17 protein-coding genes and 5 tRNA genes are annotated in these 21,677 nt (G+C 56.1%); 6 read left to right on the top strand and 16 right to left on the bottom strand.

What is annotated here, in order from left to right; translation table 11 throughout:
• Positions 1-137 precede the first annotated feature (137 nt).
• From napA to napF, 3 genes are read right to left on the bottom strand one after another with little or no spacing between them, the layout of a single operon-like run.
• A complete protein-coding gene (napA, locus tag AAY24_RS05050; protein ID WP_234422245.1) occupies positions 138-2,699 on the bottom strand; it encodes a nitrate reductase catalytic subunit NapA in 2,562 nt (853 codons plus the stop codon).
• Positions 2,696-2,953 (bottom strand): chaperone NapD, encoded by a 258-nt coding sequence (locus AAY24_RS05055; protein ID WP_046858765.1) that lies wholly within the window; start codon positions 2,951-2,953, stop codon positions 2,696-2,698. Before AAY24_RS05055 ends, napA begins: the two co-directional genes overlap by 4 nt.
• A gap of 21 nt (positions 2,954-2,974) precedes the next feature.
• Entirely contained in the window at positions 2,975-3,493 is a 519-nt protein-coding gene (gene napF, locus AAY24_RS05060) for a ferredoxin-type protein NapF (protein WP_082117041.1), read from the bottom strand.
• 237 nt (positions 3,494-3,730) lie between these two features.
• On the opposite strand from napF, the gene mfd reads away from it, so the two are divergent.
• The 4 genes from mfd (at position 3,731) to AAY24_RS18415 (ending at position 10,230) form a co-directional block, all read left to right on the top strand.
• Complete coding sequence (gene mfd / locus AAY24_RS05065; RefSeq protein WP_082117042.1) at positions 3,731-7,222, top strand: transcription-repair coupling factor; 3,492 nt, start codon at positions 3,731-3,733, stop codon at positions 7,220-7,222.
• A 160-nt stretch (positions 7,223-7,382) separates the two neighbouring features.
• Positions 7,383-8,129 carry a peptidoglycan binding protein CsiV gene (locus AAY24_RS05070; RefSeq protein WP_046858766.1) on the top strand — a complete coding sequence of 249 codons (747 nt, stop codon included), beginning with the start codon at positions 7,383-7,385 and terminating at the stop codon, positions 8,127-8,129.
• A 21-nt stretch (positions 8,130-8,150) separates the two neighbouring features.
• Positions 8,151-9,092 carry a bile acid:sodium symporter gene (locus tag AAY24_RS05075; RefSeq protein ID WP_046858767.1) on the top strand — a complete coding sequence of 314 codons (942 nt, stop codon included), beginning with the start codon at positions 8,151-8,153 and terminating at the stop codon, positions 9,090-9,092.
• A gap of 130 nt (positions 9,093-9,222) precedes the next feature.
• Entirely contained in the window at positions 9,223-10,230 is a 1,008-nt protein-coding gene (locus AAY24_RS18415) for a DsbA family protein (RefSeq protein WP_052761074.1), read from the top strand.
• A 106-nt stretch (positions 10,231-10,336) separates the two neighbouring features.
• Here AAY24_RS18415 and exaC read toward each other — a convergent pair whose 3' ends face one another.
• Positions 10,337-11,857, bottom strand: a complete 1,521-nt coding sequence (gene exaC, locus AAY24_RS05085) for an acetaldehyde dehydrogenase ExaC (RefSeq protein ID WP_046858768.1) — start codon at positions 11,855-11,857, stop codon at positions 10,337-10,339.
• Positions 11,858-12,015: 158 nt separating this feature from the next.
• Here exaC and AAY24_RS05090 point away from each other — a divergent pair, with 158 nt between their 5' ends.
• Positions 12,016-12,975, top strand: coding sequence for an AraC family transcriptional regulator (locus AAY24_RS05090; RefSeq protein ID WP_234422246.1), 960 nt, complete (start codon positions 12,016-12,018; stop codon positions 12,973-12,975).
• 118 nt (positions 12,976-13,093) lie between these two features.
• Here AAY24_RS05090 and AAY24_RS05095 read toward each other — a convergent pair.
• The 6 genes from AAY24_RS05095 to gltX all read right to left on the bottom strand — a co-directional run bounded on the left by AAY24_RS05095 (position 13,094) and on the right by gltX (position 16,920).
• Positions 13,094-13,169: transfer RNA gene (locus AAY24_RS05095), tRNA-Glu, on the bottom strand.
• A gap of 72 nt (positions 13,170-13,241) precedes the next feature.
• A tRNA-Ala gene (locus AAY24_RS05100) sits at positions 13,242-13,317 on the bottom strand.
• Between the two features lie 165 nt (positions 13,318-13,482).
• Positions 13,483-13,558: transfer RNA gene (locus AAY24_RS05105), tRNA-Glu, on the bottom strand.
• 67 nt (positions 13,559-13,625) lie between these two features.
• A tRNA-Ala gene (locus AAY24_RS05110) sits at positions 13,626-13,701 on the bottom strand.
• A gap of 65 nt (positions 13,702-13,766) precedes the next feature.
• Positions 13,767-15,455, bottom strand: a complete 1,689-nt coding sequence (locus AAY24_RS05115; RefSeq protein WP_046858769.1) for a glutamine--tRNA ligase/YqeY domain fusion protein — start codon at positions 15,453-15,455, stop codon at positions 13,767-13,769.
• Between the two features lie 52 nt (positions 15,456-15,507).
• Positions 15,508-16,920, bottom strand: a complete 1,413-nt coding sequence (gene gltX, locus AAY24_RS05120; protein WP_046858770.1) for a glutamate--tRNA ligase — start codon at positions 16,918-16,920, stop codon at positions 15,508-15,510.
• Between the two features lie 121 nt (positions 16,921-17,041).
• Here gltX and AAY24_RS05125 point away from each other — a divergent pair.
• Positions 17,042-17,116 (top strand) — tRNA-Val (locus AAY24_RS05125).
• A 179-nt stretch (positions 17,117-17,295) separates the two neighbouring features.
• Here AAY24_RS05125 and AAY24_RS05130 read toward each other — a convergent pair.
• The 6 genes from AAY24_RS05130 to AAY24_RS05160 form a co-directional block, all read right to left on the bottom strand.
• Positions 17,296-17,748 carry a hypothetical protein gene (locus tag AAY24_RS05130; protein ID WP_046858771.1) on the bottom strand — a complete coding sequence of 151 codons (453 nt, stop codon included), beginning with the start codon at positions 17,746-17,748 and terminating at the stop codon, positions 17,296-17,298.
• Positions 17,729-18,121 carry a helix-turn-helix domain-containing protein gene (locus AAY24_RS05135; RefSeq protein WP_046858772.1) on the bottom strand — a complete coding sequence of 131 codons (393 nt, stop codon included), beginning with the start codon at positions 18,119-18,121 and terminating at the stop codon, positions 17,729-17,731. The genes AAY24_RS05130 and AAY24_RS05135 overlap by 20 nt, the downstream gene beginning before the upstream one ends.
• A gap of 2 nt (positions 18,122-18,123) precedes the next feature.
• On the bottom strand, positions 18,124-18,555 hold the full coding sequence (locus tag AAY24_RS05140) for a hypothetical protein (protein WP_199930497.1): 432 nt from the start codon (positions 18,553-18,555) through the stop codon (positions 18,124-18,126).
• A gap of 194 nt (positions 18,556-18,749) precedes the next feature.
• Positions 18,750-19,837, bottom strand: a protein-coding gene (locus AAY24_RS05145) for an IS3 family transposase (RefSeq protein ID WP_418064575.1) whose coding sequence is annotated in 2 segments (ribosomal slippage) — positions 18,750-19,585 and positions 19,585-19,837 — 1,089 coding nt in all. Because the reading frame shifts where the segments join, the coding sequence is not laid out codon by codon here.
• Between the two features lie 282 nt (positions 19,838-20,119).
• On the bottom strand, positions 20,120-21,238 hold the full coding sequence (locus AAY24_RS05155; protein WP_046858776.1) for a hypothetical protein: 1,119 nt from the start codon (positions 21,236-21,238) through the stop codon (positions 20,120-20,122).
• Positions 21,239-21,299: 61 nt separating this feature from the next.
• Entirely contained in the window at positions 21,300-21,626 is a 327-nt protein-coding gene (locus AAY24_RS05160) for a metal-sulfur cluster assembly factor (protein WP_046858777.1), read from the bottom strand.
• Positions 21,627-21,677: the final 51 nt, after the last annotated feature.

A 21,677-nucleotide genomic window follows, 5' to 3' on the forward strand; every position in this document is an offset into this window, starting at 1 on the left:
ACTGCCGGCGGTCTATGCCTTTGCTTGTACCCCTACCTGAATCTGACATCTCGTTGCCACTCTGCTATCGATCTGGTAACCACAACTTCAGTTTGATGGTCCGACCGGTTCCTGATGGCCGGACCTTCAAACCGCCGTTACACCTTGACGATCTTCACCGCACACTTCTTGTAGTCGGTCTCCTTGGAGAGCGGGTCCGTCGCATCCAGGGTTAACTTGTTGACCAGTCGGGTGGCATCAAACCAGGGGATAAATACCAGACCCTCCGGCGGGCGGTTCCGTCCCCGGGTCTCCACCCGTGCCACTATTTCTCCGCGACGGGTCTGTAACTTGGCCATCTGGCCATCCCGCAGCCGTCGCTTCTTGGCATCTTTCTTATGCATGAACACCACGGCATCAGGCACCGCACGATGCAGTTCCGGGACCCGCTGGGTCATGGAGCCGGAGTGCCAGTGCTCCAGTACCCGCCCGGTGCACAGCCAGAGATCGAATTCATCATCCGGACTCTCTGCGGCCGGCTCGTAAGGCGCGGTGATAATGTTGGCTCTGCCGTCCGGCTTACCGTAGAACCTGACACCCTCACCCTTCGCAACATGGGGGTCGTAACCTTCACGGAAGCGCCACAGGGTCTCCTTACCGTTCACCACCGGCCAGCGGATTCCGCGCGCTTTGTGATAGTCATCAAACGGGGCCATCTCATGGCCTTTCTTGATAATATTGTCGGCCGAGTTGAACATCCGGTACTCTTCAAAAAGCCCCTTCTGGGGATAGAATCCGAAGTGCGCCATTTCGTCATTTTCGTAGACGTTACCCTGACTATCCCGCACTTCCTGAACCGGGTATTTGTCCACCTGGCCGTTGGCAAATAGCACGTCGAATAGGGTTTTGCCTTTGTACTCTGGCGCCTTGTCCAGTAACTCCGCCGGCCAGACCTCTTCCATCTGGAAACGTTTCGAAAACTCCATCAGTTGCCACAGGTCGGATTTTGCTTCACCCGGCGCTTTTACCTGTTGACGCCAGAACTGGGTGCGTCGCTCCGCGTTACCATAGGCACCCTCTTTTTCAGCCCACATGGCGGTAGGTAGAATCAGGTCCGCCGCCATGGCCGAGACAGTGGGATAGGGATCAGAGACGGTGATGAAGTTGTCCGGGTTACGCCAGCCGGGATAGGACTCTTCATTTAGATTGGCGGCCGCCTGCATATTGTTGGTGCACATCACCCAGAAAGTGTTCAGCTTGCTGTCTTTCAGCATGCGATGCATCAACACAGCGTGATAACCCACCTTGCCGTTCAGTGTGCCTTCAGGGAGTTTCCACACCTGCTCGGAAAACTTGCGATGGGCCGGGTTGGGTACCACCAGATCCGCCGGCAGCCGGTGGCAGAAGGTGCCCACTTCCCGGGCTGTCCCACAGGCCGACGGTTGACCGGTCAGGGAGAACGGGCTGTTACCTGGTTCGGATATCTTGCCCATCAGCAGATGAATGTTATAGACCAGCCCATTGATCCAGACGCCCCGGGTATGCTGATTCATGCCCATGGTCCAGTAGGAGGAGACTTTCTTGTTCGGGTCGGCATAAACCTTTGCCAGCCGCTCCAGGTTTTTTACCGGCACCCCCGAAATCTCCGACGCCTTCTCCACGGTATAAGGCGCAACGGAGGCGGCATACTCTTCAAAACTGATTTTGCTCAGCTTGCCCTTGCCGGCGTTTTTCGCCGCCTTTTCGAGGGGGTGTTCAGGACGCAGCCCATACCCGATATCCGTAGGGGTCTTGGTGAAATTGACATGTTTGTCAATGAACTCCTTGTTGTACGCCTTGTTCTGAATAATGTAATTGGCGATGTAATTGGCGATGGCCAGATCCGACTGTGGATGGAATACCAGGCCATTATCGGCCAATTCGAAACAGCGATGCTCATAGGTGGAGAGCACATGCACTTCGCAACCGGGTTTGGTCAGGCGGGTATCCGTCAGGCGGGACCAGAGTATGGGATGCATCTCAGCCATATTGGCGCCCCAGAGCACGAATACATCGGCGTGCTCCAGATCGTCGTAGCAACCCATCGGTTCATCGATTCCAAATGCGCGAATAAAGGCACCGACGGCAGAGGCCATGCAGTGACGGGCATTGGGATCCAGGTTGTTGGAACGGAGCCCTGCCTTCATCAGCTTGGATGCCGCATACCCTTCCCACACCGTCCATTGCCCTGATCCGAACATACCGACCGAGGAGGTCATCTTGTCCACTGGCTTGCCGGTATTTCGCTCCATGTCCTTTTTCAGAGCGACTTTCCATTTGTCCGCCATCACATCAAAGGCCTCATCCCAGGAGACCGGTTCAAACTTGCCGTCTTTGGCGAACTGTCCGTTCTTCTTACGCAGCAGCGGCTGGGTAAGGCGATCCGCTCCATAGAGGATCTTCGGCAGAAAATAGCCCTTGATACAGTTCAGCCCCTTGTTAACGGGGGCATCCGGATCGCCCTGGCTGGCTACCATTTTTCCATCCCGGGTGCCGACCAGGACAGAGCAACCGGTACCACAGAAGCGGCAGGCTATTTTGTCCCAACGAATACCGTCAGCATCCATGCCATCGGCAGTAGTTGCCCGGGCCGCCTGAATAGCTGGCAGTGTTACCCCCGCTGCCACGGCTGCTGCCGTGGCCGCATTACTCTTTATGAAATCACGCCTGGTTAATTTCACTTCGATACCTCCTCGTCAGCAGATTCTTCCGCGCAATAGTGATAGATCATCACCGTATTGATTACACCGGTTACATCGTTAAATTCGGCCATGGTATCGGCCAATGCATCATCGTTTTCCCCCTCCAGGGTCACGATCAGCTTGCCCTCTTCAACCCCACCATGAATCTCCACTCCCGGGAATCGCTCTAAATCTGTTCGCACGACACCTGCCATTTCAGGCTTGGCATGTACAATGGCGCTGCAAATATTCATTGTCGTGATGTACTCCTTGAGTTACGCGGCCTGGTTGCGCGGCTCGTTAGTTGAACTGAGAGTGACGGCTTGTATCGGGCAGACGGAAAAACAGGCACCGCAACCCGTGCATGAATCGGTAGATAACGATGGTCGGGCCACACCACCCGGTTCCGGCGTGAACCGGATAGCCCGCTCATCACAGACTTCGCCACAGGAGCGGCAGATTACGGCCTGCAGGGAGAGACAACCCGGCTGGATCAATGCCTTGATCTTCCAGGGCAGCTGATCGGATTGAACAGCCTCTACCAGGGCACCGGTTTTACAGGCGGAAACGCAGGCCATGCAGAAATCACAACCACCCCGGGAAAAATCCATGCGGGGAAGCTTGCCGCGCCCGACCACGATGAGCTTGTCCGGACAAGCGGTGATGCAGTGACCACAGCCATCGCATAGATCAATAAAGTCAATTTCGGGAACAGACCAGGGGGGGCGAAACGGCGAACTTCCGCTGTTTGGCAGGCCGCTGAGTAGCTGCGCACGACTGATGTTGTGTCCCATGGATTGACGCCCCGCCACTATTTACACAAATAATGAGTGGTTATTTAGGGGGGCGCTCCCCGGACCATCGTTGATCTAGATCAAATCTGCCCGGTACCGGACTGTACTGTTGATCCATATCAACTAATCCACAGCTTTAATGCGCCGGCCCGGATTGAATAGTGGGGAAATATGCCTTCGATACACTGGCCAGCTGTGCGAGAATGCCCCGCCTGTTTTACCTGAATCTCTGGAACCATGGCCGATTTGAAAACAACCAATCCTGCCCCGTTGCATGATCCGCTGAACGCCCCCATTCCGAATAAGCCGGATGAGCGCCTCCAGTGGGGACGGCTCTATGGCATGGGTGATGCGCTGGCCATTGCCTCGGCGGCCCGTACCTTTCCGGGCACCACCATGGTGGTCGCCGACGATGCCCAGACCGCCGCAAAGCTGGAGGATGGGCTGCGGTTTTTTCTGGCCGGTGAGTCCATCCCGGTTTTCGGCTTTCCCGACTGGGAGACCCTCCCCTACGATGTCTTCTCGCCCCTTCCCGAACTGGTATCCCAACGCCTGCTGACCCTGTACCGACTGGATCGTATGCAGCAGGCGGTGCTGATTCTTCCGGTCAGCACCCTGCTGCAACGCCTGCCACCCAGGCAGTATCTGCAGGCCAACACCCTCATGCTGAAGCCCGGCGATCCGTTATCGCTGCAGGAGATGCGCCGCCAACTGGAACAGTCGGGCTACCAGTACGTCTCTCAGGTGGTGGAACACGGCGAATACACTATCCGCGGCTCCCTGCTGGACATCTTCCCCATGGGGAGTGGACTGCCCTACCGGATAGACCTGTTTGACGAAGAGATCGAAACCATCCGGACCTTCGACCCGGAGACCCAGCGCACCCTGGATCGGGTCGAGGCAATCGAGATGCTCCCGGCGCGGGAGTATCCACTGGACGAAGCCGGCATCACCCATTTCAGACAGGCCTATCGCAACACCTTTGAGGGTGACCCCCAGCGCAGCCTGATCTACCGGGAGGTGTCCAACGGCAATGCCCCGGGTGGTCTGGAGTACTATCTGCCCCTGTTTTTTGAACAGACCGCTAGCCTGTTTGATTTTCTGCCCGGCCAGCTGTTGACCATCCGCAGTACCGAAACCCGCGACTTTGCCGACCAGTTTCTGCAACAGGTCCAGGGGCGCTACGAGCAGCGCCGGCATGACCCGGAACGGCCACTGCTGCCCCCGGATCAGCTCTATCTGGATACCGATCACCTGATGGAAAGGCTGAATCGCGGCATGTCGATCCGGCTGCAGCGCAGCGAAGTGGAGTCCCGCAGCAAGGGTTACAGCGGGATCTGTAATTTCGCCACCCGGGTACCCGAACCAATCAGCCTGCAGCCACGGACCGAGCATCCCGCCGCCGCACTGCAGGCGTTCATCGATCGATCGCCGGGCCGCATCCTGTTTATTGCCGAGAGTGCCGGCCGCCGGGAGATGCTGAAAGAGACCCTGGCTGGCTTTAACATTCGCCCGCGCCAGGTGACCGACTGGCGCTCATTTGTCGAGGATGAGCATCCCCTGATGATGACCGTGGCGCCTCTGGAGCAGGGGCTCTGGCTGGATCAGGCCGGCCTGGTGGTGATCACCGAGAGCCAGCTGCTGGGAGAACGGGTCCGCCAGGACCGGCGCCGAAAAGCCAAACAGCGGGACGCCGATCAGATCGTCCGCAACCTGACCGAACTGCACATCGGTGCACCGGTGGTCCACGAAGACCACGGTGTCGGCCGCTATCTTGGTCTGCAGGTGCTGGAAGTGGGTGGCATGACCACCGAATTCCTGACCCTGGAGTATGCCCGGGGGGACAAACTCTATGTACCGGTCTCGTCGCTGCACCTGATCAGTCGCTATGCCGGCGCCTCGCCGGAGACAGCACCATTGCATCGCCTGGGTGGCGACCAGTGGGAACGGGTAAAACGGAAAGCGGCGGAAAAGGCACGGGATGTGGCGGCAGAACTGCTGGAGATCTACGCCCGCCGGGCCGCCCACAAGGGGCACGCCTTCCCACCTCCGGGGGAAGAGTATGCTGCCTTCGCCGCCTCTTTCGAATTTGAAGAGACGCCTGACCAGCTCCAGGCGATCGAGTCGGTCATAGCCGACATGACTGCCCCGCATCCCATGGATCGGGTGGTCTGCGGCGACGTGGGCTTCGGCAAGACCGAAGTGGCCATGCGCGCTGCCTTCATGGCAGTTCAGGGTGGTCGGCAGGTGGCCGTTCTGGTCCCCACCACCCTGCTGGCCCAGCAGCACTACGATAACTTTTCCGATCGCTTCGCCGACTGGCCGGTTAAAGTGGAGAGTCTGTCCCGTTTCCGCACCGCCAAACAGCAGAAGGCCATCACCGATGGACTGGCAGCGGGCACGGTGGATATCGTGGTGGGTACCCATAAACTGCTCCAGGAGAACATTCAGTACAAAAACCTCGGCCTGGTGGTGATCGACGAGGAGCACCGCTTCGGCGTACGGCATAAGGAGCGACTCAAGGCACTGCGCAGTGAGGTGGATATGCTGACCCTGACTGCCACGCCGATCCCCAGAACCCTGAACATGGCCATGTCCGGGATGCGCGATCTCTCCATCATCGCCACCCCGCCGGCCGCCAGACATCCGATCAAGACCTTTATCAGCCAGTGGAACGACGCCCTGATCGTCGAGGCGTGCCAGCGCGAAATCAAGCGTGGTGGACAGGTCTATTTCCTGCACAATGAAGTGAGCACCATCGAGAACACCGCCAACAAGCTGGAGAAGCTGTTACCCGGCGTGCGGGTTCAGGTGGCCCATGGCCAGATGCGCGAGCGGCAGCTGGAGGAGATCATGCGTGACTTCTACCACCAGCGCTTCAACATCCTGGTCTGTACCACCATTATTGAGAGTGGCATCGATGTCCCGAGTGCCAATACCATGATCATCAACCGGGCTGACAAGCTCGGTCTCGCCCAGCTGCACCAGCTGCGCGGACGGGTTGGACGCTCCCATCACCGGGCCTATACCTACCTGATAACGCCACCGCCCAAGACACTCACCGCTGACGCGAAGAAACGCCTGGAAGCTATTGAATCACTTGAAGATCTGGGTGCCGGATTCACCCTGGCGACCCACGATCTGGAGATCCGTGGTGCAGGAGAGCTGCTGGGGGAAGGCCAGAGTGGCCAGATACACGAAGTCGGGTTCAGTCTTTACAGCGACTTGCTGGAGCGGGCCGTCAAGGCGCTGAAAGCCGGAGAGCACCCCAACCTGGACCGGCCGCTGGACCATGGCGCCGAGATCGATCTGCAACTGCCCGCCCTGCTGCCGGAAGATTATCTGCCGGACGTCCACTCCCGTCTGGTGCTGTACAAACGGATCGCCAGCGCCGCATCCAAAGCGGAATTGCGGGAGCTGCAGGTGGAGATGATCGATCGGTTCGGCCTGTTACCGGAACCAGCCCAGAATCTGTTCGGTATCACCGAGTTGAAACTGAAGGCCAATCCCCTGGGAATTCGCAAGATCGAAGCCGGACCCGCGGGTGGTCGTATTCTGTTTGACGGCCAACCAAAAATCGATCCGGGACAGATCATCCGGCTGATCCAGACCCGTCCGCGGGAGTACAAACTGGATGGCGGCGAGAAACTGCGCTTCTTCAAGGATCTCAGTGACCGTCAGCGCCGCATTGAACTGGTGGGCAATATTCTGGATGAGATAAGCGGTTAAACCGGGGACCGCAGCAAGTATACTCTGCGGTCTGTTGCTGCACCGGCCCCGATGCGTCCTCCGGCCCGAATAGTGATATTACCCCTATACATTTTTTCCTGCGAAAGGGACAATCAACAGCTGTTATCCAAGCAGAGCTTTCGCCAAACAACTTAGTTTTATGAAACTTTTCCGACTCTTTATTACACTCGCCCTGAGCTTATCCGTCCTGACAACCACTGTGCAGGCCGCAGATACGGCCCCCTGGTATGACGTGGAACTGATCCTGTTCAAACAGGGCCCGACCGGCAGTGGTGCCAGCGAAAACTGGCCCGGGGATCCGGGCAGCCCCGACTGGACCGGCGCGGTCACCCTGCAACCCCAGTCAGCGGCAGGCCAATCCTACGCTCTGCTGCCCAGGAGCGCCTGGCGACTGAATGCCCATTACAATACCCTGCGCCGCTCCCGGAACGGTTTCGAGCCGCTGTTTCACCAGGCCTGGCGGCAACAAGTTGCCACCAGCCGGTCTGCCAAGAGCATCTACCTGGGGCCCGACAGAACCCGCAGTGAAGGTACACCGCCCCCGCCGTTTGAAGGCCTGATCAAGATCAGCGTCAGCCGTTATCTGCATGTGGATCTGGACATTTTATTACGGGGCGCAAATGGCAATCACCCTCTGAATACCCCGGATCTCCTCGCCAGCCCATCCAGGGGCAGTATCCGGTTTCAGGCCAAACGGCGCATGCGCAGTGACGAACTGCACTATATCGACCACCCCAAAATGGGTGCCCTGATCATGATCAGCCGCGCCAGGATTCCGCAACCGCCGGCCGCTCAGGAAAGTCCCGCAACGGACAGTGAGCCAGCCAGCGCCGAGTCGGAGCCCCAGGAGCCGGAGAAACCCGCCCCGGCTGCGGCAGCCAACTGATAGCCGGGCGGTCTATCCGGAATGAGTGGATACTTTCTCCCAATCGGCCTGGTAGTGGCCTTTCTGATAGCCTGGTTTCTGCCAGAACCCGGCAGCGCGCTGCAACAGATGGGGATCATACCCTGGATGGTGGTGACCATCTTTCTGGTCAACGGTTATCAGACGGTACTGAGCCAGATGCCCTTATCGGGAAAACTCTGGACCACGGCTATCGTCGCCATCCTGATTAACCTGCTGATCAGTCCGTTTCTGGGTCTGGCGGCCGCCAGCCTGTTGGCGCTCCCGAGTGCGGCGGCGATCGGCTTGATCATCACTGCCACGGTGCCCTCGACCCTCTCCTCCGGCATAGTTCTCACCCAACTGGCGGGGGGCGATGGCATCAAGGCGCTGTTCCTCACCATCCTGCTCAATCTGGTGGGCATCTTTACGATTCCGTTCATACTGCCAGCCGTGCTGGATAATGTGGGCACACTGGACCTGTCACCCTGGCCGTTGCTGAAACAGCTGTTGCTGATCGTACTGCTGCCCTTTGTCATCGGAATGCTGGTCCGGCGGATGCTGCAGTTCTCACCCCGCCACTGGTTGATCCGCTACCTGCCATCCAGCTGCGTCATCACCACGGTCTGGATATCCATCTCGGCATCCAGTGAAACGCTCCGGGAGATCAGCCTGCTGCTGATCGTGAACATCACCATCGCTGCCCTGTTGCTGCATGGCGCGTTGATCGCACTCTGCCTGGCATCGCGCCGGCTCTATCATCCGGATCGCGCAGAGTGGCTCGCGCTGCTGTTCACCGCGTCACAAAAAACCCTGCCGGTGGCCATCGGCATACTGGCCGCACTCAATCAACCGATCGGTGTGGCACTGGTGGCCTGTATCCTGTTTCATTTCATGCAACTGCTGGTGGATTCCCTACTGGCTGCCCGCCTGGTTCGCAGTGCAGCTGAACCGGATACCGCTTAATCATGTATTTACCAAATAGGTATAACCCGACAGTGAAGAGCAGCCTGCTCCGGAACTCTGGCAGCAACTCCCTGTCCGACCATAAACGACTCCCACACTCATCTGACTGACTAATCAGCAAGGATATTCGATGAAGCCAATCAAGTTATTTACACTCACTCTGGTTCTGCTTGCCAGCACCTCTTCACTCCAGGCTGCTCCAGATGCACTACTCACTGAAGAGAGCGTCATTGGCACTGTAGGCGGCAAAGAGATCCGCCTGTCGGATATCGAGGATCAGAAGATCAACGAACTGCGGATCGAGCTCCATGGTGCCCTCCAGGAGGCCTTTATCCGCCATGCGGTGACAACGTTGTCAAACAGCTCCGGGGATTACAAGCAGGAAGCGCCTAGCCCGGTCAGCGATGAGCAGGTGGAGAATTTTTACACGCAGAACAACCTGCAGAGCCGGGGCTCCCTGGAAGAGCTGAGCCCGATGATCAAGCAGTACATGGAGGGCATGGCCAAGGCCCAGAGCGATTTCAACATCTACAAACTTGCCACCTCCCGGGGAGACATCACCAGCCGACTGGTAAAGCCCAAGGAGATGCTGCTCAACCTGGCGGTTGAAAGCGGTTTTGTACGGGGTAATCAGCAGGCCAAGGTGATGCTGATGGAGTTTTCCGACTATCAATGCCCCTTCTGCAGACGCGCCCAGGGTACGGTTAATGAACTGATGGAGCAGTATGGAGACCGGGTCGCCTTCGGCTACCGCCACTTCCCGCTCGCTTTCCACACTGAAGCGGACGATGCAGCCTATGCCGTGGAATGCGCACGCGATCAGGATGGGTTTGAAGCCATGCATGAGATCCTTTTCAACGAGACCGATCTCTCCCGACCCAACTTAAAAAAGATAGCCGAAAAGGTCGGTCTGAAGGATCTGGCGCAGTTCAACAGCTGCCTGGATAAGGAGCAGTATGCGGAACGGGTCGCCAACGATATGGCGGCCGCTCAATCGGTTGGCATCTCCGGCACCCCCGGTTTCATCGTCGGCTATTACGATCCGGACAAGGGTATCGTGGAGGGTGAACTGATCTCCGGCGCGCAACCGGCAAACGTCTTCGCCACCGCCCTTGAAAAATACCTGCAGGGACGTTAACAGCGGGGTGTCCGGACAAGCCCTGCCTGTCCGGCCATCAACATAAAAAACAGCCCGGCTATGCCGGGCTGTTCCTGTTATGGCCTGGGGTATTCTGACCGTCGGCTCAGAAGAATCCCAGTGGATTGACATCGTAGCTGACCAGCAGATTCTTGGTCTGCTGATAATGGTCCAGCATCATCTTGTGGTTCTCACGACCGACACCCGACTTCTTGTAACCCCCAAAAGCGGCATGGGCCGGATAGTGATGGTAACAGTTGGTCCAGACACGTCCTGCCTGAATACCGCGGCCCATGCGATAGGCCAGGTTCATATCCCGGGTCCAGACACCGGCACCCAGACCGAACTCGGTATCGTTGGCAATGGCCAGTGCCTCCGCCTCATCCTTAAAGGTGGTGACAGAAACCACGGGGCCAAAGATCTCCTCCTGGAAGACACGCATCTTGTTAGTACCTTTGAGCAGGGTCGGCTGGATATAGTAGCCATCATTCAGTCCATCACCCAGGCTCTCCACATCGCCACCAATCAACACCTGGGCACCCTCTTTCCTGCCGATCTCCATATAGCTGAGAATCTTGTCGAACTGCTCCCGGGAAGCCTGGGCCCCAACCATGGTATCCGTATCCAGCGGATTACCACGTTTGATCTGCTTTGAACGTTCAATCACCCTGGCAATAAAATCTTCATAGATATCTTCCTGTACCAACAATCGGGACGGACAGGTACAGACTTCACCCTGGTTGAAAAACGCCAGCACGGCCCCCTCTACACACTTGCTGACATACTCATCTTCCTGCTGCAGTACATCATTGAAGAAGATATTGGGAGACTTGCCACCCAACTCCACCGTAGAAGGAATGATGTTTTCCGCTGCACATTTGAGTATGTGCGAACCGACCGGTGTGGAACCGGTGAAGGCGATCTTGGCAATGCGGGTACTGGTGGCCAGCGCCTGCCCCGCTTCCCGGCCGTAGCCGTTGACGATATTGAGCACGCCGGCCGGCAGCAAATCTTCAATCAATTCAACAAACTTCAGGATTGACACCGGGGTCTGCTCGGCAGGTTTGAGCACCACACAGTTGCCTGCCGCCAGGGCCGGAGCCAGTTTCCAGGCGGCCATCAACAGCGGGAAGTTCCACGGGATGATCTGCCCCACCACACCCAGCGGCTCATGATAATGGTAGGCAACGGTATGTTGGTCAATCTCCCCGATCGACCCCTCCTGGGCACGGATACAACCGGCAAAATAGCGGAAGTGATCCGCTGCCAGGGGCACGTCTGCAGCCAGTGTCTCACGTACCGCCTTACCGTTGTCCCAGGTTTCCGCCACTGCCAGAAGTTCCAGGTTCTGCTCAATACGGTCGGCGATTTTTAGCAGCAGATTGGAGCGGTGAGTGACCGACATGGTTCCCCAGGCGGCCTTTGCCGCATGGGCGGCGTCCAGCGCCAGATCAATATCTTCTGCAGTGGATTGGGGTATTTCGCAAATTTTCTCACCGGTAACCGGTGTATGATTGTCAAAGTAGTTGCCTTTGACAGGCGCTACCCAAGTCCCACCGATAAAGTTCTCATAACGGGTCTTAAACGAGACAACGGCGCCATCTTGCCCTGGTTGTGCAAATTTCATACATCCTCCTGGGGTATTTTCGAATAGTAATACGGATTATTAAGCTATCCTTGTTTCAGGAAGAAAACTTGCCTGGAATTCCAGATCACTTGACTCTGTGTCCAGTCACGCCGCATGCTAGCGAACCACAAAGGGGCACAAGACCCCTGAATCCGGAGTTGTTTGACTCTCTTTCATTGAACCAGAGCGAGGGGCTGAAAATGCGTTCAGCAGCGTTAAGCAAGCGCAGAAAACCACGACAGTTGGTGGAGAATCGTGTCTGTTTTGCAGGTCCGGAAGCGGAATTGAGTGTCTACGACACCTACTACGCTGCATCCCGGGTGGGGCTGGATGCGGACCAATTGCTCTACTGTGGCATGATCCAGGGGCGCAAGATCATGCATGACCTCCATCATCCCACCGAGCAGCTGTTTCTGCCCCACGAATCCTTTGTCATGGCGCCCGGCGAACATGTGGAAATCGATTTTCCGGACGCCACGACCCAATCTCCGACCACCTGCCTGACTATCGAAATCTCCAAGGAGCGGGTGACCAAAATCTCCGATCGTCTGAGTGATATACATCCTATCGAAGCCGGACCGGAAGCCTGGCAGTTTGACAGCAATATCCTGCACACCCACCACACCACGGCCACGCAACACCTGTTAGCACGACTGGTCTCGTTCTTTACCGAAGACCATCCGGACCGGGATGTGTTAGTGGACCTGGGGGTTTCCGAACTGGTCATCCGCATGCTGCGCCACCAGGAACGGGAGTTTCTGCTGAACTACTGCCGGAATGCGCCGGATTCAAGTGGCCTGACTGCGGCCCTCCATCACCTTGAACAGCATCTGGCAGAACCACTGGATATCGAGCAGCTCTCCCGTATTGCCTGTATGAGCCGCAGTCGGCTGTACGCCGAATTCAAGAGTCAGCTTGACTGCTCTCCCTGTGAGCTACAGCAGCAGCTACGCCTCAAGGAAGCGGCCAGAAGACTCGACCGGGGAGAGACCGTCACACGGGTCTGTTACGACCTGGGATTCACCAACACCAGCCATTTCAGCAGACGCTTCCGCAGTTTCTTTGGCTGTGCTCCAAGGGATTATCAAAAACGCAGAACAGGCAAGGAGAGCAATTAACAGAAAAACGGCTGCCCAAGGGCAGCCGTTTTCAAGTGGGTATCCAAACCTGCAATCCCCATGACAAGCGGTACCGAGCGGCTATCGCCGGATCCGGACTTTTCATGGAGATTTAAAGTGGCGTCCCCTAGGGGGTTCGAACCCCTGTTACCGCCGTGAAAGGGCGGTGTCCTAGGCCTCTAGACGAAGGGGACTTAAACTGTTTCCGTTAGATGAACGATAGATGCTGGATATCGTTTCTGCGGGCGTCCTGCCCTTTATCTGTTTGGTGGAGCCAGGCGGGATCGAACCGCCGACCTCGACACTGCCAGTGTAGCGCTCTCCCAGCTGAGCTATGGCCCCGTAACAAGGCGCGCATGGTAAGGTATCCGGCACCGTTTGTCTAGTTTTCAGTGGCAATTTTCAGGGCTTTTTTGGTCAGCTGACCGATCCCCCCGGCATAACCCGGACAGCAGTTACCGAAACATAAAAAAGCCCGATTGCCGCAGTGGCAATCGGGCTTTCAGATGGCGTCCCCTAGGGGGTTCGAACCCCTGTTACCGCCGTGAAAGGGCGGTGTCCTAGGCCTCTAGACGAAGGGGACCTGGAACATTTCAATAACCCTGACTGAACTCGACTTCAATCAGCAAGGCGTCCTGCCTGATATTGTTTGGTGGAGCCAGGCGGGATCGAACCGCCGACCTCTACACTGCCAGTGTAGCGCTCTCCCAGCTGAGCTATGGCCCCAAACGAGGCGCGAATATTAAGGTAAGCGATGGGCTTTGTCCAGACCATCCGGACAATTTTTTCACTCAGTCATTCTGCCCGGCGATCTTCGCCCAGGTATCCCGCAGGGTAACCGTACGATTGAACACCAGGTGGTCTGGACGACTATCCTTGTCCACACAGAAATAGCCTTCCCGCTCGAACTGGAAGCGGTCGCCCTCCACCGCCTGCCCCAGACTCGGTTCCACTACCGCCTCAACCACCTGCAGGGAGTCAGGGTTGAGGTGCTCCAGGAACGAATCCACCGATTTGTCGCTGTCCGGCGCCGGATGATTAAACAGGCGGTCATAGAGCCGCACCTCGGCCCGCAGCCCATGGCTGGCCGATGCCCATTGAATCACCCCACGCACTTTGCGCCCCACCGGGTTGGCCCCCAGGGTATCGGGATCGTAGCTGCAGCGCAGCTCGACGATCTCACCGGAGTCGTCCTTGATCACCTGGTCACACCTGATCACGTAAGCGTTACGCAGGCGCACTTCACCGCCGCTCACCAGACGCTTGTACTTCTTGCTGGCCTCCTCGCGGAAGTCGGCCCGATCGATATAGAGTTCGCGGGTGAAGGCAAGCTGGCGGCTGCCCATACTCTCATCCTTTGGATGGTTCGGGGCATCCAGCATCTCCACCTGCCCTTCCGGGTAGTTCTCGATCACCACCTTGAGCGGATTCAACACCACCAGGGCACGGCGGGCGTGCTGATCCAGATCCTCCCGGATACAGGCCTCCAGCATACCCATCTCCACCGAGTTGGCGGACTTGGTGACGCCAATACGATCACAGAAGGTGCGGATCGATGCCGGCGTATAACCGCGCCGGCGCAGGCCGGCAATGGTGGGCATACGCGGGTCATCCCAGCCGCTCATGAGCCCCTCGTCCACCAATTGGGTGAGCTTACGTTTGCTCATCACCGTGTACTCCAGATTGAGCCGGGAGAACTCGATCTGTTGCGGATGACAGTCGATGCTGATGTTATCCAGCACCCAGTCATACAGCGGACGATGATCCTCGAACTCCAGGGTACAGAGCGAGTGGGTGATACCCTCCAGAGCATCGGAAATGGGATGGGTAAAGTCGTACATCGGGTAGATGCACCACTCCTCGCCGGTCTGGTGATGGATCACGCCGTGGCGAATCCGGTACAGGGTCGGGTCACGCATGTTCATGTTGGGCGAGGCCATGTCTATCTTGGCCCGCAACACCCGGCTACCGTCGGGAAACTCACCCGCCCGGAAACGCTGAAACAAATCCAGGTTCTCTTCCACCGAGCGGTTACGATAGGGGCTCTCCCGGCCCGGTTCGGTGAGGGTGCCCCGGTACTCCCGGATCTCTTCAGCGCTCAGGTCACAGACGTAGGCCTTGCCCGCCTTGATCAGCTCCACCGCATAGCCGTAGAGCTTTTCAAAATAGTCAGAGGCGTAGTAGAGCCGGTCCTGCCAATCAAAACCGAGCCAACGCACGTCTTCCTGGATCGCCTTGACGTAGTCAACGTTCTCCTTGTTCGGATTGGTATCGTCAAAGCGCAGATTACACAACCCGTTATAGTCCCGGGCCAGTCCGAAATTGAGACAGATCGACTTGGCATGTCCGATATGGAGAAAGCCGTTGGGCTCGGGCGGGAACCGGGTATGCACCCTGCCGCCATGCTTACCGGCCTCCAGGTCACGCTCGATGATCTGTCGAATAAAATGTGTCGGTGCGGTTTTTTCCTGGTTGCTCATAACCTGTAACGCCAAAGAGTTGCTGATATTCTGTTATCCAATTCGCCTCGAATCAGGCGTTCGTTTCCCGCTTGCTGATGTAATCCAGCGCCCGGTCAATCCGACGCAGGCAGGCCGCCTGCCCCACCAGACTGAGGGTCACATCGATACCGGGCGAGGCCGCCCGTCCCACCACCGCCACGCGCAGGGGTTGGGCCACCTTGCCCATTTTTACCTCCAGTTCCGCCGATACATCCATCACCAGCTGGTGCAGTGCCTCCGGGGACCAGTCTGTCTGGACTTCCAAAGCGGTACGCATTCGCTCCAACGGCTCCCGGGCGACCGGGCGCAGGTGTTTTTTGGCCGCGTCGGCGTCAAACTCATCAAAGTCCCGGTAGAAGAAGCTGCTGATCTCGGCCATCTCCACCAACGTGCGGGCCCGCTCCTGCTGCGCCTTGACCACTTCAACCAGATCCGGACCCTGGGACGGGTCAATGCCCAGCTTGCCCATATGGTAGCTCAACAGGTGGGCCAGATGGGCCGGATCGCCAGCCTTGATGTAGTGTTGATTCAGCCAGAGCAACTTCTCTGTGTTGAAGGTGGAAGCGGCCTTGTTGACATCCGCAATATCAAACAGGCGGATCAGCTCATCGACCGAGAATATCTCCTGGTCACCGTGGGACCAACCCAGTCGCACCAGGTAGTTGAGCAGCGCCTCCGGCAGAAAACCGTCTTCCTTGTACTGCATCACGCTGACCGCACCATGGCGCTTGGAGAGCTTGGTGCCATCATCACCCATGATCAGGGCCACGTGGGCGTACCGGGGCACGTCCCAACCCAGGGCCTTGAAAATATTGATCTGGCGCGAGGCGTTACGCTTGTGATCATCGCCCCGGATCACGTGGGTGATCCCCATATCATGGTCATCCACCACCACCGTCAGGTTATAGGTGGGCGAGCCATCAGTGCGGCGGATGATCAGATCATCCAGCTCGGAATTGTGCACCACTACTTTGCCATGTACCTGGTCATCAAAGGCCACCACGCCGGTTTCCGGATTACGGAAGCGCACCACGTGTGGCTCATCGGGACTGACAAACTTATCCCGACAGTGGCCATCATAGCCGCGCATCCCGCCGCTCTTTTCAGCTGCGGCACGCAGACCGTCCAGGCGCTCCTTTGAACAGTTGCAACGGTAGGCGTGGCCACTGGCCAGCAGTTCATCAATCACTTCGTTATAGCGATCAAACCGATGGGTCTGGTAAAACGGCCCCTCTTCGTACTCCAGGCCCAGCCAGGTCATCCCCTCCAGAATGGCGTTGACCGCCGCCTCGGTTGAACGTTCCAGGTCAGTGTCCTCGATGCGTAACACGAAGGCACCGCCATGGTGTCTGGCATAGAGCCAGGAGAAGAGTGCAGTACGGGCACCTCCCACATGGAGGTAACCGGTTGGACTGGGGGCAAAACGGGTACGGATGGTCGTCATAACTCACTACCGGGCAGCCAATATCGGAAAGAGGCGCATTCTAGCAGATGTGTATGGTTCTGCGTATCGAGCATTTGACCTGGGAGAAACAAATCACTAGAATTGCGCACCTCCACTTAGGGGGCGCGTAGCTCAGCGGGAGAGCACTACCTTCACACGGTAGGGGTCCCTGGTTCGATCCCAGGCGCGCCCACCAATTAAAAACAATGGCTTAAGTTATTTTGCTAGAACTACGTGAGCAATAAAAAAGCCCTTGTAAATCCCCTGTAAAACCACTTTCTGAGAATTAAAGCACAAAACCCCCGCCGGACTAGCCAAGCGAGGGCAAGTGCCAGGGCGGCTTTACCGAGGCCTGCAACACCCTGGGCTAATGATTCAGTCGGTATCCTGTTCGTTGGGCGCTTCCTGATCAGGGAAGGTAAAATTGATGGTCGCTGTGTTACATATGAAAGTAGCCCACGGACTGCGTGCCGTGATGGCCGCTAGATGCTCTCTAGCTGCACCCATTAAAATCTGTATAGCTACAGGCTCGACATTATCCAGGTAGCCTTGAAGTAACTCTTCAGACTCATCCGACTGCGGCTGAAATACACCGTAAGCACCAATCTTGTACTGATATGGAGGATTAACACTCGCCTCGTCATCGGTCTCGATAATGAGAGATACACCATGTCGAATCTGGTCGCCCTCTACTTTTTCGATATGATGAGAGACTTTCTGCTTAGTGCCGTGCAGTTCCCCTGCTGGGTCGTGGTTTTGTAGTGCTACTACATGAGTCTCAGGAAAGAAATACTGTTCAATCCGGACATTATGCGGCTTGCTGGTCATAATTTGCCTGCTTAACCCAAATTGAAGTTGCATCTTTTTGTGCTGGAGTCATCCCCATAGACTGTCCATTGGAAATAATCTTGAAAGATTTTATTTCGTGCTCCTTACGGCAACCCGTGATATGTAAATTACAGTCGATAGCATCAAGCAGCTTAGTCATACTGGAAATAGTTAAGTTAGCATCACCGCGTAAAACTTTGGTGACATAAGGTGCACTCTTCCTGGTAAGCCGTGATAAATCAGCTTTGCTTATTCCTTGCTCCATCATCAAGGTATTAATCAAAACAGCAAAATCATTTTTGTTCCGCTCACAAGCATATCCGACATCATTCTCTAAAGAATCATACCAATCTAAAGTCTCACTAATGCTCATTGCTACCCCCGCTGTTTTTCCATGAACTCCAACATACATTTAACTTTTGCATCTAAATAGGCTCTCTGTACTTTGATTGCCTTATTGACATCCTTACGATTCGGTCTTTGGCCGCGCTTGATACCAGCATTGATCAGAACCACCATACCTTCGTCAATGGCGCAAAAAATCCTGACATCTCCTTTAATAAACTGGAAAATATCAGGATCATAATTCGCATGATGAAGTTGCTCCTCTGTAACCCCATCCGGTCTAAGTCTTCCATGCTCCGCATACTTCTTAAAAAGATCCGCAGCACCTTTTACAGATCCCGCATACCGCTTTCCTAGTCCTTTCATATCGTCGAAAACTGGAATGCAATCTTTTCCGGTAGAATCAGTGTCCACGTATGCAGTGACAGTGAAACGCCCCCTTTCGATAATTACTAGCTTCACAATATTAACTTATAAGTTAAGTTCTAAACAATAGAATTTCAAGACAAATTCCCTATTTATTGGTTATCGTCCGATAATACCATTCTATTAGAGCGGATATGGGCATTTTCTGAATTATAAGAATAAATATCCCTCAAGCGAACCGGGCGGGGTGGGGTAATCCCCCCATTTTTAATGACGCTCAAAAGTAGAGGTCATGCAACCTGGGTTAACTTCTGAATCGGGGTTATTTCACCAAGTGCCATATTAGGCCGTTCGTTATTGTAGCTCCAGAGCCATTTCGTTGCCGTATCCTGGGCGTGAGCAATGGACTCAAACAGATGCTGATCTAACCACTCATGCCTGACCGTCCGATTGAATCGTTCCACATAGGCATTCTGTTGTGGCTTGCCTGGCTGAATATACTGGAGCTGGGTACGCTGCTTGTCGGCCCATTCCACCAGTCGACCGCTCAGATATTCTGGACCATTGTCGCACCGGATCGCCTTGGGCTTTCCTCGCCATTCGATAATCTGCTCCAGGCTCCGGATGACTCGCAGCGCCGGGAGTGACAAATCCACTTCAATACCCAGCCCCTCCCGGTTGTAGTCATCGATCACATTGAAGGTGCGGAAGCTACGCCCATCTCTCAATTTGTCATGCATGAAGTCCATTGACCACATATCATTGATCTGGCGTGGCACGGCCAGTTCATCCGGCCTATCCCGCCTCAAGCGCCGTTTTGGCTTGATTCGCAGGTTGAGTTCCAACTCCCGGTAGACCCTGTACACACGCTTCTGATTGTAGCCATAGCCCTTCACATTGCGCAGATACAGAAAACAGAACCCGAAGCCCCAGGTCCGGTGAGTGGTCGTCAATCTCAGCAGCCAGTCCGCTATATGGGAATTTTCACCCGAAAGCTTGGCCTGGTATCGATAGCAGGTTTCACTGATACCGAACAGGCGGCAGGCCATACGGATCGAAATCTGTCGCTGTTCAACCGCTTGCCTGGCCATCTCCCTGCTTCGAGATGGCCTTACTACTTTTTTTCAAGCGCTTCCTGGATGATCTCTGCCTTCAGCCGCTCTTCAGCGTATATCTTCTTCAGGCGACGGTTCTCTTCTTCCAGTTCTTTCATGCGCTTCATCATCGAGACATCCATGCCCCCGTATTTGGAGCGCCAATTATAGAAGGTGGCGTCGCTCATCCCGTGTTTTCGGCAGAGTTCGGCTACCGGTATGCCGTTCTCCGCCTCTTTGAGGATACTGATGATTTGGGGCTCATTACAGCGGGATTTCTTCACGTAGATTCTCCTTCAATCTCTATATTGGAAAATTCTACTTATAAACGCCACTATTTTTCGGGGGGATTACCTTTCTGCATGGCAGTGGCCCTGATTTCAGAGTTTGTAAATCCTAGCCCTTTATAGCTGTCGATTCCACTTATTAGTGAATTCAATAAAATCAGAAGGTTATGACGCAAAGCATTGACTGAAAATGGCTTTTTTTCGCCTTCACACGGTAGGGGTCCCTGGTTCGATCCCAGGCGCGCCCACCATTTCAAACCGCACAGAACAGGCAGATCATCAGATATCCGGTGATGCCTCTCCCCTGTCCGGTACCGACCGTCCGGTCAAACCACGCCCGATACTCCAGAGCAGGGTCAGGATAAACAGCGCCAGGGTCAGGGCATTCAGGACAGCGCCCTGGATCAGGAAACCGGCATTGCCGCCGAGCCCACCGGCGATACGCAACAGTAGCGAGAGTTGCAGGAGAAGCATGGGGAAGTAGAACGCCGGCGAATAGGGAATCTTCAGCCGGGTCACTGCGGGGAAAATAATCAGGGCGTGACCGATGACCATGGAGAAGACAAAGCCGAGAAAAATCCCATGCAGGGCGGCGTCCCGACTGATACCACCCCATCCTACCCCCATCCCCAGAAAAAGGAGTGCTGCCAGCAACAACCAGCCGTAACCCGCCAGCATGCAGACCGCGGTAAAACGGGTCAGGCCTTTCTGGCGTACGGTCCGCCGGGCAATATCGAACAGCAGCAGCCAACCCCCGATACCCACCAACCCGACGGCAAACAGGATCAAACCGAACGAGGGATAAAGCCCCTCGATGGCGGCACCAGCCAACGGGATCAGCGATAACAGGGCAAGCGCTACGCGTTTGCGCGGATCCCGGATCACCAGACGACTCAACTCCAGCCGTTCGCCGGCAATGGTCAGGACCAGAAAGGCGATCCACCAGTAGAGCACCTGGTTTACCGACTGACCGTTCAGTAGCAGTAGATTTCCGATAAACAGCCCGGCAACTCCACCCAGCAGAATCCAGTTGTGCACCGCCTGTTGGATATAGAGCACCTTGGCCGAAGCGATAAGAAACAGCAGACTACCGACCGTCAGTAGGCTCAGACCGGTAACCGGAGCGACACCCAACAGCAGCACAACGCCCCCAGAGCCGGTGAACAACGGGGCAGCATAGGCCCAGCGCTGACCAATCGCCACCGCCCGCTCCAACCCGATCACGGTACCGAAAAAGGCTGGAATCATCAGTACACCGTGCAGAGCTACCTGCTGCAGAGCGATATGGGGAACCGCCACCCCCAATCTGCCCAGACCGGCCAGCACACCGATGAGCAGAGACAACATACCCAGCACCAGGATGGGATAGCGGTACACCGGCTTAAGATCGCGCCACATCTTCATTACCTTGCATACAGTGGATTACTGTTAATCAGAGGACCTGTCCCCTGCTGCCGGATCACTGCCAGCCCAATAGCTGCTTGGCCTCATCTGACATCATCTCCGGGCTCCAGGGCGGCTCCCAGGCCAGGCTGACCGCTACCGGTATCTGCGACCCCACTGCATCCGCCAGTACCTGCCGGCACTCATCCGCGAGGTGGGCACCCATCGGGCAGGCGGGCGATGTCAGGGTCATAGTCACCTCAATCCGCTCACTCTGGACAAGCACGTCATAAATCAGGCCCATGTCGACCACATTGACGCCCACTTCCGGATCAACAATCTCCCGCAGCAGGTTATAGACTCCCTCGGACGTAATGGCCTGATCGACAGCGTTATCTTTCATTCCAGACAACCTATAAGCTATATATTATTTGCATGTTTAATCTAGCATGCC

It is taken from the genome of Sedimenticola thiotaurini (assembly GCF_001007875.1).
Lineage (GTDB): Bacteria > Pseudomonadota > Gammaproteobacteria > Chromatiales > Chromatiaceae > Sedimenticola > Sedimenticola thiotaurini.

Bases quoted from the DNA above. Each gene is read 5' to 3' on its own strand.
- AAY24_RS05055 (WP_046858765.1), bottom strand. From the start codon at position 2,953: ATGAATATTTGCAGCGCCATTGTACATGCCAAGCCTGAAATGGCAGGT.
- napF (WP_082117041.1), bottom strand. From the start codon at position 3,493: ATGGGACACAACATCAGTCGTGCGCAGCTACTCAGCGGCCTGCCAAAC.
- mfd (WP_082117042.1), top strand. From the start codon at position 3,731: ATGGCCGATTTGAAAACAACCAATCCTGCCCCGTTGCATGATCCGCTG.
- AAY24_RS05070 (WP_046858766.1), top strand. From the start codon at position 7,383: ATGAAACTTTTCCGACTCTTTATTACACTCGCCCTGAGCTTATCCGTC.
- AAY24_RS05075 (WP_046858767.1), top strand. From the start codon at position 8,151: ATGAGTGGATACTTTCTCCCAATCGGCCTGGTAGTGGCCTTTCTGATA.
- AAY24_RS18415 (WP_052761074.1), top strand. From the start codon at position 9,223: ATGAAGCCAATCAAGTTATTTACACTCACTCTGGTTCTGCTTGCCAGC.
- exaC (WP_046858768.1), bottom strand. From the start codon at position 11,857: ATGAAATTTGCACAACCAGGGCAAGATGGCGCCGTTGTCTCGTTTAAG.
- AAY24_RS05115 (WP_046858769.1), bottom strand. From the start codon at position 15,455: ATGAGCAACCAGGAAAAAACCGCACCGACACATTTTATTCGACAGATC.
- gltX (WP_046858770.1), bottom strand. From the start codon at position 16,920: ATGACGACCATCCGTACCCGTTTTGCCCCCAGTCCAACCGGTTACCTC.
- AAY24_RS05130 (WP_046858771.1), bottom strand. From the start codon at position 17,748: ATGACCAGCAAGCCGCATAATGTCCGGATTGAACAGTATTTCTTTCCT.
- AAY24_RS05135 (WP_046858772.1), bottom strand. From the start codon at position 18,121: ATGAGCATTAGTGAGACTTTAGATTGGTATGATTCTTTAGAGAATGAT.
- AAY24_RS05155 (WP_046858776.1), bottom strand. From the start codon at position 21,238: ATGTGGCGCGATCTTAAGCCGGTGTACCGCTATCCCATCCTGGTGCTG.
- AAY24_RS05160 (WP_046858777.1), bottom strand. From the start codon at position 21,626: ATGAAAGATAACGCTGTCGATCAGGCCATTACGTCCGAGGGAGTCTAT.